Genomic DNA, 13,266 nt, shown 5'->3' with positions numbered 1-13,266 from the left:
ACGAAAATCGATGCGCAGGCGCTAGCACACGACCGTCTCAAGCTGAGCAATGCATACACGCCAATGCGACCTGAGCTGTGTCCCCATGTTTTGGCCGCTGTTACGTGGAGCATCTCGGCTGCAGGGGTTGGCCTGCTGAGCTGCTAAGTAAATCTTGGACGATTCTTAGCTTGAAGCCACCATCCAGCGTTTTGATGCTGTGGCCGGTCGTGGTGCTGAGGATGCTCAGTTGCGAGCAGACGGAAGGATAGGTTTACGAAACCTGAATGTAGCAAAGCCAAGACAACCAAGCGCTCGAGGTAAGAAGGTAAAGATAATCCAGGCTCCCCAACCTAGAGACCACGCCTTGGGCTTCCATCGGTCACAAAGCGATGAGGCTGCCACCTATCGTCCCTGCTGCCCGGGGTGGCCTAAGCTAACCATGACCCAAAACTCTGGTCACTTCCTAAGCCCGCAAGCGTGAACCATCGCCCACAACCAATGCCCCGCAGAGCAGTAATGCAGCTCCGCCGGTAAATGTTGCAGCAATGGAGACATGGTCTAGAAGAACCCCACCAAATGCCCCGCCTATCATGATGGCAAGCTGGATGGCAGCGACGAGCAGACCACCGCCACTTTCAGGATCGTCAGCGATGCCTTTGCTCAACCAGGTTGACCAGCCGACGGGAATAGCCGCATTTAGGCCACCCCAAAAAATCATCAGTAACGCGACACCGAACTTGTCGTGGCCCACGCCAAGTATAGCCACAGTCGCCGCTGCCAAAAGTAATGGTAAGCATCTAATCAGTGGGTACAGGCGCGTTGTCGCTAGAGCCGTAGCTGCATAGGTGCCTACAAATCCTGCGAGCCCAAGCCCGAGCAAAAATAGTGACAGCTGCGTAACTGTGACTTGAGTGTAGGTTTCCAGGAATGGTCGCAGATACGTAAATGTGCAAAAAGCGCCAGAGAAGATACACATGATTGCGATCATCGCGAACGCTACGTTAGATCTCTTCAGAAGGCTGAATATCTGTCCTGCTGAGGTGCGACCTTTAGGAGGGATCTTCGGCATGCTTACCCACTGCCAAATCAAATTGATCATTACCAGCGGCACCAACCCCCAGAAGACTCCGCGCCAACCTATCATTCCTCCCATGTAGCTGCCGATAGGTGCAGCAAACGCGGTGGCCATCGCATTGCCGGTGTAAATGAGCCCCAGGGCTTTGGGAACTTGATCCTCAGGCACCAGCTTCATCACCGTGGCAGTCGCCAGAGCCCAGAACCCTCCTACGGCCATACCGAGGAAAGCTCTGGCGATCATCAGGAAGGAAAAGCTGGGCGCTGCGGCGATCAGAATCAATGAAAGCAGCATCAGCCCAGTCATTCCGAGCAAGACGAACTTTCGGTCAAACCTACCAGCAATGACCGGTGTCAGTAGGCTGGTGATGACGGCGAACAGTCCTGATACAGAGATCGCCTGCCCTGCCATACCTTGGGTTGCTCCAAGGTCAGACGCAATCGGGGTGAGCAAGCTGACCGGCATAAATTCAGAGGCGATGAGCATCGCCACGCACATAGCCATTGAGCCAACAGCGCTCCATACACCTGTGTGAGGGGCGACGCTATTTACTTCGACACGTTGCATTTTGCTCTCGAATTCTGGAAGCGTTAGAGCCCCCGTGGATGGTCATCCCTAGAGGCTCTGAAAAGTTAAATGCGCAGAGGCGAATGCTTAGTTTGATCACTGCATGCGCGTGTTGAAATACGAAAAGGAACGGGGGGCGAGTCACATCGCGCAGACGGCGCCTACAACCTTATTTTTCCACCACAACACTAGAGGTGCCGATTGAAGAACGGGGCCAGCTCATTCATTGCCAAATCCGAACCATGACCGTCATAGAGATCCATGTGAGTCATACCCGGAAGTATGGTCAGCTTTTTTTCGCCTGGTGCCATTGAGTACAAAGCTTTGCTGTGCCACAGGGAACCGGCTTCGCTACCGGCGACAATCATCAGCGGTTGCGTCAGCAACGTGTCGGCTCGGTCAAAACCGGTAAACGAAACCATCGCGGTTAAGCTGGTGAACAGAAGTTTATTTGGCGCGTTTGGATGCTGACCTCGAGGCGTCAGGTAGTAGTCAGCTGCCTGCTGGAGATCATGGGGTGCCGTTTTGTCGCCCACCTGAGGCACGTAGGGGACATAAATCGGCGCTGCGCCCTTAGACTCGGCGGTACGCTGCTTAGCAACGTTTTCAAGCAGGCTTAGTTGATCCGCTACCGGTGTTTTTCCGTCCCAGCCCAAACGAGTAGCGGCGCCGACATCAACCGCGCTAACGGTGCCTAATGCCTTGATCCTGCGCTCGGTGCAGACCGCTTTTACCGCTGTCCCGCTGCCAGCGCAGACTCCTAGTGCCCCAATTCGGTCGGCATCTACAAAGGGCAGGGAAACCATGTAGTCAACCGCATGGTAAATGTCATCCACTCGATTCATCGGGTCATCAAGGAAGCGGGGCAGCCCACCGCTTGCGCCTTGATGAGATGCATCGAACGCCATAGTGACAAAACCTTGTTCAGCGAGCTTCTGTGCATAGAGGCCGGCGGTCTGCTCCTTCACTCCGCCGCCTGGATGAACACAAATGATCGCGGCGTATTTTTTCCCCTTATTAAAATGCTCGGGCAGATACAGATTCCCTGCCATGGGGATATCGTTCTTCATGAATTGAATAGACTGGCATTGGATCTTGCCTACCTGCGTCGTTGCCGATGCCGCAGCAAAGACTACTTTTGGAAGCAGCAAACCAGCGGTCAGTGCAGATCCGCCGATCAAAATTTTCCGCCGCGACTGGTCGATTAGCGGGTTCAAGCTAGCGTTCTCGCTCATGGCTCAATGTCCTGATGAATTGAGGGACTTTCCGGTCAAGCGGCATCTGTAATGAGAAAGGAGACCACGACCGAGATTAGGCTCATATCGTCGTCCCGTTTGGTTAACCGTGTTTGCCAAGTTCGCTGCAATGATTGCCTGTTCTGATGATTTAGCACTGGATAGCATTCGTCCCGGCATCGACTACCGGTTCATGTCTCTTATGTAGCGACCTTGCCCCGGTGAATCGTGCAAACACTGGCGCGAATCAGGCATTTTTGCTGAGTCTCAGGCTGCTAGCATTCAGGGCCGTGCGGCGCGTTTTTTGGATTGTTGTTAGGGTTTGAGAGCTGTTGTTCCGGCGATGGTGGGGTAGTTCTAGTATTCCTTTAGCAACGTTCTTTTTGGCGGTACCGAGTCGGTTTCGCTATGGAGAAAGATACTGCCCCTATTTATTGCTCACGACCTCTTGAAGCACGGTGCGCAAGAACCTCGAATACAACCATCCCAAGCACTCGTAAAATTGACCGTCGAACACGATGCGAGCGATGTCGATCTGTCCCCTCTCGGTCTTGCATAAATGCTTGGAAAAATCTCGGCAATACCACATCACGGCGAGCGGATTTTTGAAGGCACGCGAAGCAAATCGACGCCAACCCGATACAGGCTCCACTGCCTCGTCACTCGGCTAAGTTGGTGCTCATACCTAATCCAAACCCGAATCATTCCAGCGAGGAAACCAAACGATGACTGAGGTTGAAACCGTTTTTTCCACGATAGTTCGCTCACGCCGTTCTACCAGACAGTTCCTTGCCGAACCGGTTAGCGACGAGCTAATTGAAAAGGTACTCGCAGATGCTCAGAGTGCCCCCTCCAACTGCAACACTCAGCCATGGTTGGTACATATTGTTTCGGGTTCCGCTCGAGCAGAGCTGTCCCAAGCATTACTTCTGGCTGAAGAGAATGGTCAGCAGAATCCTGATTTCTCCTTCGACGTCGCTGATTTTCACGATGTTTATTCTGAGCGCCACCATGGCATGGCGAGTACGAGAAATGTTGCTGCGGGGATTTCGCGAGAGGATACCGAAGCTCGCAGGCAGGACATGTTGCGCAACCTGAGTTTCTATGGGGCCCCGCACGTCGCGTTTTTGTTCATGCCTACCTTCGGCGATAGCGTTCGTACTGCGGGTGATATAGGGATGTACGCGCAGACATTGCTGCTATCACTGACAGCCCATGGTCTGGCTGGAGTCCCGCAAACCATCCTTGGGTTTTATGCGCCAACGATTCGGCAGAAGCTCGGCATCCCGGAAGAGCTCAAATTATTGTTCGGGGTTTCTTTCGGCTATGGCGATCCATCCGCCCCAGCTCAACAGGTGGATGTAGGAAGAGCCCCGTTGAGCGATAGCGTCGTTTTTCATCGCTGAGGTGAGTAAGGTGCCGGCGCCCCTTGCGGCGCCGCACTCATCCTTTGGAATTTACTCGTGAGCTAACGACACTGATAGCTCTCTCCATTGAGCTAGGCCATCGTGACGTTTCTGAAGCTCGGCCTCAAAATATTCCACTGCATCACTTCCAGCCGTGAACCGGAGAGGAGGCTTCTGTTCGTTAGCCAAAAGAACAAGGGCCTGGGCCAGCTTTCGTGGATCGTTAGCCTGTTGTCCATGCACCTCTGTCGCAGCGCTACGCATACTACCTGCCGTGTCCGCATAGTCATCTATGACCTTCGACGCGAAACGCATGGATTTATCGCTCAAAAATTCAGTTCTGAAGTAGCCTGGCTCTACAACCGTGGCATGAAGTCCCAGCGGTGCGATCTCGACCGCAAGGCATTCGGTAATGCCCTCAACTGCGAACTTGGTTGCGCAATACGCTGAGGCTCCAGCATCTCCGTGAAATCCGGCCAGCGATGAAATATTGATAATGTGACCGCTACCTTGGCTGCGTAGCACAGGTAAAGCTGCGCGGGTGACGTTGAGGAGCCCGAACACGTTGGTGTCGAAGAGTTGACGTACCTCGGTATCGCTTAACTCCTCCAATGCCCCTAAAAGCCCGAATCCCGCGTTGTTGACGATCACATCGATACGCCCAAAATGGCTAACAGCGGACGCAATCGCGGTAGCCGCTTGGGTTTCGTCGTTCACGTCCAGGGTCAGAGGAAGCAAGCGCTCATTTTGGCCCAAGGCTTTTGTGACCGCTTCTGCCTGACGCCCGGTAGCGACAACCTGAGCGCCGGCGGCAAGTGCCGCTCGAGCGATCTCTGTTCCTAGGCCACGGGTGGCTCCGGTGATAAACCATACTTTGCTCATTAGGGATTGCCTCGCTGAAGGAAAAGCTGATGTTCTTACTTCTTCGCTGGATGACCCATCTCGACCAGATGAGCATCAACTGCTTGCAACAACTCTTCTCGGCTCAACTGCCAATAGATGCGTCCACGGCGAAGAAAAATCTGATGAATTAGCCGACCACCACGAGAGTTGATCCGATGTGAAAATTCACTGATCTGCTCCTGTTTAATCCGGCTATTGCCAGTCATTATCAGGATGATTTCTTTGCCATCTAGATCACTTTGGCTGATGAATGACCAGAGTGGCGGTGCTGGACGGAACATCCAGGTCGGTGAAATCAAATACACACGCTTGGCTGAGAGAAGGTCGACGGGCTCGATGGTGATGGGTGGTAAAACCTCGGACGTTGCATCCGAAATCGCCTTGCTTTGGCCTTGAAAATCCAACGCATAATCTGCGCTGATCTTGGCGATATGGGAGTTTGTTTTCCGCGCAACTTCGCGCGCTACTGCTTCCGAATGACCCGAACGGGAGTAGTAAATCACTACGGACTCATTTGATGCATCGACCGTTGGCTTGAATTCAGGGCTTCCCACGTAGGTACGGTCTTTCACGGCCATGGCCAAGAAAGCGCTTAGGCCAACAAAAACGCTCAATGCTACAAAGATGATGATGGCTTTTTTCCACTTCACTTTGAATGCAGTCAGTCGTTGGCCCATTTTCTAATTACTCTTCGTCGTGCGCCAGCGAGGAGGACAAGGCTCTGTGTGCGTCGGCTTGCGCGAGTAGAAGCTTCGCCTTGGTCTCGAACACTTCGACTGCATCGGCGCCTCCTGCAAAGCGAGCCGGAGGCGCGTCGCTATTGGCGAGCTGGACAATAGCCACGGCCAGTTTTGCAGGGTCACCGCCTTGTTTGCCGCTCATTCCGCTCCATGCCTTCACTGTCTCGCGCGTCTTCTCTGCGTAGTCTTCAATGACTGGTTCGGCGAAGGTAGTTGAGTTTGTTGAGAGCAGTTCGGTACGGAAGAAGCCTGGATTAACAATCATCGTTTTGATGCCGAATTGATCGACTTCCAATGCTAGAGACTCCATCCAGCCCTCAACGCCAAATTTACCGGCGGCGTAGGCGCTGCAGAACGTACCGCCAACAATGCCTGCTGTGGAGGACACTGTGATCACCAGACCGGAGCCTTGCTTGCGCAGAGTCGGAAGCACCGCCCGGGTCACGTTCATTGGGCCGAAGAGAAGGGTCTCTACCTGGCTGCGAACCTGTTCCGGAGTTAGCTCTTCGAAAAAACCTGCGTAGAAATCACCAGCGTTGTTGACCAGTACGTCGATCTTTCCAAATTTGCTGGTTGCCGCTGCAATTGCGGTTTCTGCATCTTCGGGTTTAGTGACGTCAAGCTTTACCGCTAGGAGGTCATCATGGGCACCCACGGCAGCTTCTACCTTTTTGGGGTCTCGCCCGGTAGCAACGACTGCGTGACCTGCGGCAAGTGCAACCTGAGCCAGATGAACGCCTAAACCTCGGCTCGCACCGGTGATTAGCCAAACCTGTTTGTCAGTCATGGGTATGCCCTCGTAGAGTAAATGATCGTTTCCGCGAAGCTGTGAATGCCTCTTCGGTAATGTCTCATTCTCCCAATACACAATTCTGATTGCTTGCTGGGTTCGGGTGAATGATTGCCTAAAATGACGAGTTAAGAATGTTCAGGGGGCTCCGGCAAGGTGGGCTTTGCCGAAAAAATATTAACCTTGGAATAGGCAAAGATCTGGCTGAAATCAGCACATTTTACCGTGCTTCCCAGCCCATAATTTTGAGAGAGTTCTCCATCCGCGCGTTAGGCATGCCTGTGGCGTCTGCGTGGGTCGCAAAATTATTTTGGGTGTGACATGGAAAATCCGGCGGTACGTTTTGCCTGCAATGGTTGTGGCGTTTGTTGCAAAGGACGATTGATTCCGTTGACCTTGGAGGAGTCCAAGCAATGGTTACATCGCGGCCATGACGTGGCAGTGATCCTTGAGGCATTCGATGACTCCTGCTGGCCTGATGAACCTCAAAAGCGCAGTCACAATATTCGACGATCTGCACAGGTCAAGAGCGGTAATGCAAGCGTCAACGTTGTCGCAATTTTTGCTGCGAATGCGCTTACGCAGTGTCCTAATCTGGACGATCAGGATCGGTGTGGTATCTATCATGACCGGCCTTTGGTATGCCGTATTTATCCTATGGAAATCTCACCCTTCATCGCACTGGATCCCCTGAACAAGGTCTGCCCACCCGAAACCTGGAGTGGAGGGGACATTATTGTTTCTGATGGTGGAGTTGCCCCAGAACTGGCCGCACAAATTGAGCAGTCCAAGAAAGCGGATTGGCTAGATGCACATGCGAAAGTAGCCATCTGCGAGGCCATGGACATGACAGTGGCCGCTTGGAAAGAGGATGCGCTTGCTGTGTATCTTCCAGATCGGAATGATCTTATCGAAGCCATTCACCGATACGACTCTGGCTTTCATCATCAAGACCCGGGGTCATGGAGCATTCGTGTGGAAAGCCCAACACTTCGAAAATCTTTAGCTGAAGCGGGAAAACAGTTCGATGACTCTGAGAGTCATAATTATATTTTCCATAAGCTTTAGGTGTTTCATTTCAGGCCATTTAGGCGTTTGAAACATACGTAACATGTTGTAAATATTGGGATGATCTTGGTGCTACATGCACCAAGGTCGTTGATTCAGGCAATTTCTTGCTTCTATCAGGCAACAAAAATAGCGTCCTCCGTCCTCATACTTGACTCATCATTTTGCTGACGGTGGACTGCCCATGACTTCGCTTTTCTCACCTTACCGCTTGAAGGATGTCACGTTGCGTAACCGCATCGTCGCGTCACCGATGTGTCAGTATCAAGCTGTCGACGGAACGCTGAACAGTTGGCATCAAACCCATTATGAAACCTTGGCGAAGGGTGGGGCTGGTTTAGTCGTGGTCGAGGCGACAGCCGTGTCGCCAGAAGGTCGTATTACTCCAGGCGATGCTGGCCTGTGGAGTGATTCACAAATCTCTGGCCTCGCCGCTGTAGCGTCGGCCATAAAGGAAGCTGGTGCAGTTCCTGGCATTCAGTTGGGTCACGCAGGCCGAAAGGCTGGGTGTACGCCGCCCTGGCTCGGGGGTCGTCCGCTTCTCAATGCGGATCCTCAAGCTTGGCAGCCCCTAGGGCCTAGTGCTTTGCCCTACATCCCGGCAGCGCCACACGTTCCGGCTGAGATGACTGTTGAGGACATTAGGCGCACACAAACTGATTTTATGTACGCTGCAGCCCGTGCTTTCAAAGCCGGATTCGACTGGCTTGAACTCCATTTTGCTCATGGCTTTCTAGGTCAAAGTTTTTTGTCTGCAAAGTCTAATACTCGTATTGACTCCTACGGTGGCTCGCTCGTCAATCGCGCCCGCTTCCTTGTTGAGACTGTCTCGGCAGTCAAGGAAGTATGGCCCGATAACTTACCGCTGACCGTGCGCTTTGGAGTGGTGGAGTTCGGTGAAAGTCAGGAAGAGTCCCTGGCGGAGTCAGTCCAGATTTTAGGATGGCTCAAGGAGGCGGGAGTGGACTTCGTAGACTGTTCTCTTTCGCTGGCGGCCTCAGGGGAACCCGTGCCTTGGGGAGCCAACTTGATGGTGCCTTATGCTGAGCGAATTCGTGCCGAGACCACTTTACCTGTAGGCACGAGTTGGATGATTACAGATGCTCACGACGCAGACAGGTTCATCCGAACAGGTCAGCTAGACCTAGTGTGTTTTGCTCGAACACTGCTAGCAAACCCACACTGGCCTTTCCAGGCTGCTCGCACCTTAGGCGTCTCCGATCCGGCCTCATTGCTGCCCACCCCATATGCTTACTGGCTACAGAATTGGGAAGGCTGATGCGCAGCATGATTGCGCCTTTGGCCTTCTCGTTTAAGGCCTATCGGCAACCGTCAGATATCCGTTACCTATTCCGTTGAACGACTTGCGTGGAGGCATGGTATGGGCGACTTTTTTCCACTGGAGTTTGTGCAATCGGTCGAAATCGTAGCCAGTCCGGTGCATGTACAGGAGCTCATAATCGTCCTCGCTCAATGCTTAGACCATCAGTTGGAAGGCGTTACTACTCGCTAAACGCCATCAAATTTCTTTTAGGATATTTTGCAGAAGGGTTTCTATATGAGCTTCATGGCATCGAAGAAGGTGTTACCGGCAGCGTTTCTGGCAGCGATAGCGTTCACGTCTCCAAATCTGTTAGCTGCCCAGCAAGGAAATGTGGAATCTCCGATCCCAGCACAGGCCGCTGATGTTGGAATTTCTAAATGGTCTCAGGGCGAGCTTGAGCGAATTATCAAAGCGGATGATCTTAAAATTTCACCTTTTCGCGAGGATGGTGTGACTTATGGCACGCCAACCTGGATCTGGTGCGTGGAGGTTGATGGCGATCTCTACGTCCGCGCTTACAACGGGAAAGCGTCGTCTTGGTACAAGGCTGCGGTTCGTGAAAAGGCGGGGCGTATCATCGCCGCTGGAATGACTCGGGAGGTGCGCTTCAGTGCCGTCGAGGGATCGATCAATGATCGGATTGATGAAGCCTACAGCGCCAAGTACAGCAGCAGCCCCTATCTCAAAGACATGATCAGGGAGCAAGCCAGAGGTGCGACAGTGAAGATTCTGCCAAAGGGTAAGTGATGCATCTGGAAGACATCTATGCCGTTCGCAAGATGTGAGCGGCGGACGATCTCGTCATTTCGAGCAATCCAGTCTTCGTAATATCCTGTTACGGATAGGTAACTAAAAAATATTCAATCGGATTAGGCAATAAAACCCCTCGATCAGGCAAGTCTCTCCAAATCCTGCAACGCATACTTTAACGTCACAATCGGCTCTGGTACGCATGATCCTCGGCTCGATGAGCTGACCCCTTTCGAAGCCCTGCTGACCCCTGCTTCTAATAGGCTCCAAGGGTTCGCCGGACTAGGATGGATGTCTGGGGAGCGTGTCAGGGCTATCGGGAGGCTGAACGAACACCTTGTAAACCGAATCCATGTTCCAATCGGGTAGAGCTGGGAAGCCAAATACTGCTGAGATCGCACTGGCGGTGATGTCCGACATCGTTAGCGTGAGCAACGGTATCGTTCGCGGCGCGCTTCAGCGTCAGTATGCTCTAGGAGATGATTATGAATGCGGCTTCTAAAAGCAGCCATAACTACAGTGACACGGGCCGGTTGGCAGAGCGCGTGAGCCAGATAGTCAAAACTAACTGCGATCATGTCACCGCTATACCAGGCCTGAGCTTTCACCGCCGCAACGCAGTTACGGTGCCGTTGCACTGCATTTACGGACTGGGTATTGGTTTGACCCTACAGGGCTGCAAGCAGGTAATGGTAGGTGAAGAAGTGCTCACTTACGCGCCTGGCCAATCAATGGTCACTAGCGTCGATCTACCTGTGATTTCGAACGTCACTCATGCAAGCGTGGCGCAGCCTTTTCTTGGCATGATGCTGGTGTTCAATAGCACAATGGTTATGCAGGTAGCTGAGCGGATGCAGCTATCACAACGCATGAAGGACGATAGCTTTCGCCCAGTCACCGTCCAAGCGTTGGACGTGAAGGTGCTGAATGCCCTAGAGCGCCTGGTGGAGTTGTTGGACGAGCCGTGCCTGATCCCCACAGTCGCACCCCTCATCATCGAAGAGCTTGTCGTACGGCTGCTTAGTGGGGCTCATGGCGCACAGTTGCTTCACGTGGTTAGCGCAGGGTCACCAAGTCAGCACATCGCAAAATCGGTTGCTTGGTTGAAACTGAATTTCCGTGAGACCTTGCGCATGGATGATCTTGCAGCAACCGCGCACATGAGTCCTTCTACATTTCGGCAACACTTTCGTAGCGTGACTGGTATGAGCCCGCTTCAGTATCAAAAGCAGCTTAGGCTCCAGGCTGCTAGGCAGATGATGCTTACCCAGAACGTCGATGCGAGCAGTGCAGGCGGCTTGGTCGGTTATGAAAGCTCATCCCAGTTTAGTCGGGAGTACAGTCGACTATTTGGAGAGCCACCGCAAAGAGATATCAAGCGTATGCGGATGCAATAACGCTAGGAGGATCGCGCGTGCGGGTTTCTATTGCGGACGATCAAGGAGTGCATTTCGAAAAACTCATATCGAGATATGTAAGGTTGTCCGTCTAACCGCCAATCCCCGCATTTTTGACAGCCGCCTCCTGCTTGGCCCAATGTTGCTAGGGTTCACTCAACTGAGCTGATATCTCTATGCACGCGTTTGAGGTGGCCTTCCACATAAAAAGCAGCCGCCTCTTCATCTCCTGACACGATTGCTTCGTAGATCAAGCGATGTTCAGCGACGTACAACTGAATCCGCTCAGCGTCGTAGATCCCGTCATCCCTTAACCGATTCCAGAGTGGTTGGGCCATCGTCCGATCAATTTCGTCGGCAATTTTAGCGATCAAGACATCTCCAGTCATGAGCGCGAGTTGGTGGTGGAACTTCCTGTCGCATTCACTCCAGAGAGCTTGCTGCCTGACGTCGCTGATGTCTTTTACGTCAGCCATCTGTGAGAGATATCGCTCTGCCAATTCATTCTTTTTGGCTTTCCTAGCAGCAAGTCGAGCGATTGCCGGCTCAAGCAACATTCTGACCTCAAGCGTGCTGATGGGGCTGTAGTCCGCTTCAGTCAGCGAGTCGTGTAGGGCAGGGTGCTCGCGGTCACGGTCGACTACGTAAGTTCCAGATCCGTGTCGGGTGATCACAATCCCTTCGTTTTGAAGTGCGCCTATCGCTTCACGGACTGCCGGCCTACTCACCTTGAATCTGTTGGCTAGATCGCGCTCAGACGGAAGCCTGGAGCCTGCTATGAAGGCACCTGTACTAATGCCCTGGCGAATTTGGTCGGCGACCTGCTCATAGATCTGTTTCGGGCGGAACTCAACCTGTATCGCGTTTTGGTCTCTTGTCATGACCACTTACCAAGAAATGGTTTTTCTTGAGTATATCCCCTCGCGCTAAGAAATGTGACCAATTTTGGTGCATTACAGCGACGAGTGGTCATTTTCTGGGCCTCTTTTTAAAGTTTATGACCAAGTGGTCGTTGCATGACCCAAAAGGCGGGCATATTATTGACCAGTAACTGGGTTGATTCACGACCAGTCCTGACGTTTTGGCACGGTTGTGGCTTGTTCATATCACAGGTGAGCCATCAGTGGTTCAGTCAATTGACCAGTTAAGCCCGCAGGGGCAGGCAGGAGAGTAGAGATGAATAACAAGAAGAAGCTGTACACCAATGTGCTCAATGCGATACGGCGTTTAGCCACCGAAATTGATACTGAAGCTCATGGAATGGGCTGGGCAGGCTACCCATGCCCTTACTTAAGGATAGAAGCGTATCCCGATTGCGATCAGCCTAAAGGCCGTCGCACTGGGGGGCGACCATGTCATTCCTAAGTGAATACGGGGGAGTGCTCCTCGACGGTTTGGCGATCACCCTAATCTTGTCGGTTTGTAGTTGGATCCTATCGTTTGCTGTTGGTTTGTTTCTAACGCTCGTGAGGATGACGAAGGTCAAAGTCATCGAATGGTGCGTGCTTGCTTTTGTCGAATACCAGAGAAATGTCCCGCCCCTGGTGCATATTTTTCTATGGTATTTCGGTGTGAGCAGCATTCTTCCTGAGAGTCTTCAGGAGGTCGTGAATGAGTACCACGGTGAGTTTGTCTTTGCGGCAATCGCTATTGGCCTCTATTACGGTGCCTACTTCGCGGAAGACATCCGAAGTGGCTTGCGAAGCATTCCGAAGGGGCAGCAAGAGGCCGCACGTGCTATTGGATTGAGCTACGCCGGCACAATGCGTCGAGTGATCCTGCCTCAAGCTTTGCGGGTCGCGATTCCGCCGCTACTAAGCAACACGGTAATGCTCGTGAAGACCACCAGCCTGGCCATGGTTATCGGTGTAATGGAGCTGACTTACGCCACGAAAGAGGTGGCTAGTGGCACATTCAGAATTTTCGAAACTTACGGCATCAGTACAGCAATGTATGTCGTGGTGGCGCTCACCTTGCTGTTCATCGGCGGCTGGATGGGGCAGCGAGTACGGATTAAGGGGCGCTAATC

12 protein-coding genes are annotated in these 13,266 nt (G+C 52.7%); 6 read left to right on the top strand and 6 right to left on the bottom strand.

Annotated elements, in window-relative coordinates; translation table 11 throughout:
- Positions 1-445: 445 nt before the first annotated feature.
- A complete protein-coding gene (locus TRP66_RS18545; protein WP_442965225.1) occupies positions 446-1,624 on the bottom strand; it encodes an MFS transporter in 1,179 nt (392 codons plus the stop codon).
- 188 nt (positions 1,625-1,812) lie between these two features.
- Complete coding sequence (locus TRP66_RS18540) at positions 1,813-2,859, bottom strand: alpha/beta hydrolase (RefSeq protein WP_333405482.1); 1,047 nt, start codon at positions 2,857-2,859, stop codon at positions 1,813-1,815.
- A 725-nt stretch (positions 2,860-3,584) separates the two neighbouring features.
- On the opposite strand from TRP66_RS18540, the gene TRP66_RS18535 reads away from it, so the two are divergent.
- A complete protein-coding gene (locus TRP66_RS18535; protein WP_333405480.1) occupies positions 3,585-4,265 on the top strand; it encodes a nitroreductase in 681 nt (226 codons plus the stop codon).
- Between the two features lie 51 nt (positions 4,266-4,316).
- Here the strand turns inward: TRP66_RS18535 and TRP66_RS18530 are convergent, their stop codons facing one another.
- From TRP66_RS18530 to TRP66_RS18520, 3 genes are read right to left on the bottom strand one after another with little or no spacing between them, the layout of a single operon-like run.
- Complete coding sequence (locus TRP66_RS18530; RefSeq protein WP_333405478.1) at positions 4,317-5,147, bottom strand: oxidoreductase; 831 nt, start codon at positions 5,145-5,147, stop codon at positions 4,317-4,319.
- A gap of 35 nt (positions 5,148-5,182) precedes the next feature.
- A complete protein-coding gene (locus TRP66_RS18525; RefSeq protein ID WP_333405476.1) occupies positions 5,183-5,845 on the bottom strand; it encodes a flavodoxin family protein in 663 nt (220 codons plus the stop codon).
- A 7-nt stretch (positions 5,846-5,852) separates the two neighbouring features.
- On the bottom strand, positions 5,853-6,695 hold the full coding sequence (locus TRP66_RS18520) for an SDR family oxidoreductase (protein ID WP_333405473.1): 843 nt from the start codon (positions 6,693-6,695) through the stop codon (positions 5,853-5,855).
- Between the two features lie 324 nt (positions 6,696-7,019).
- Between TRP66_RS18520 and TRP66_RS18515 the strand changes: the two genes are divergently transcribed.
- From TRP66_RS18515 to TRP66_RS18500, 4 genes are all read left to right on the top strand, one after another.
- Positions 7,020-7,766, top strand: coding sequence for a YkgJ family cysteine cluster protein (locus TRP66_RS18515; RefSeq protein WP_333405472.1), 747 nt, complete (start codon positions 7,020-7,022; stop codon positions 7,764-7,766).
- A gap of 184 nt (positions 7,767-7,950) precedes the next feature.
- Entirely contained in the window at positions 7,951-9,045 is a 1,095-nt protein-coding gene (locus TRP66_RS18510) for an NADH:flavin oxidoreductase/NADH oxidase (RefSeq protein ID WP_333405470.1), read from the top strand.
- A 279-nt stretch (positions 9,046-9,324) separates the two neighbouring features.
- Positions 9,325-9,837, top strand: coding sequence for a DUF2255 family protein (locus TRP66_RS18505; RefSeq protein ID WP_333405468.1), 513 nt, complete (start codon positions 9,325-9,327; stop codon positions 9,835-9,837).
- A 488-nt stretch (positions 9,838-10,325) separates the two neighbouring features.
- On the top strand, positions 10,326-11,237 hold the full coding sequence (locus tag TRP66_RS18500; RefSeq protein ID WP_333405466.1) for an AraC family transcriptional regulator: 912 nt from the start codon (positions 10,326-10,328) through the stop codon (positions 11,235-11,237).
- A 152-nt stretch (positions 11,238-11,389) separates the two neighbouring features.
- On the opposite strand, the gene TRP66_RS18495 is transcribed toward TRP66_RS18500, so the two are convergent.
- Positions 11,390-12,118 carry a FadR/GntR family transcriptional regulator gene (locus tag TRP66_RS18495; RefSeq protein WP_333405464.1) on the bottom strand — a complete coding sequence of 243 codons (729 nt, stop codon included), beginning with the start codon at positions 12,116-12,118 and terminating at the stop codon, positions 11,390-11,392.
- 471 nt (positions 12,119-12,589) lie between these two features.
- On the opposite strand from TRP66_RS18495, the gene TRP66_RS18490 reads away from it, so the two are divergent.
- Complete coding sequence (locus tag TRP66_RS18490) at positions 12,590-13,264, top strand: amino acid ABC transporter permease (protein ID WP_333405462.1); 675 nt, start codon at positions 12,590-12,592, stop codon at positions 13,262-13,264.
- The last annotated feature ends 2 nt before the right edge of the window (positions 13,265-13,266 follow it).

Source organism: Pseudomonas sp. JDS28PS106, from assembly GCF_036706555.1.
GTDB lineage: Bacteria > Pseudomonadota > Gammaproteobacteria > Pseudomonadales > Pseudomonadaceae > Aquipseudomonas.
The sequence above is the reverse complement of the archived record's forward strand: the minus strand, read 5'-3'. Positions and strand labels throughout refer to the sequence as shown.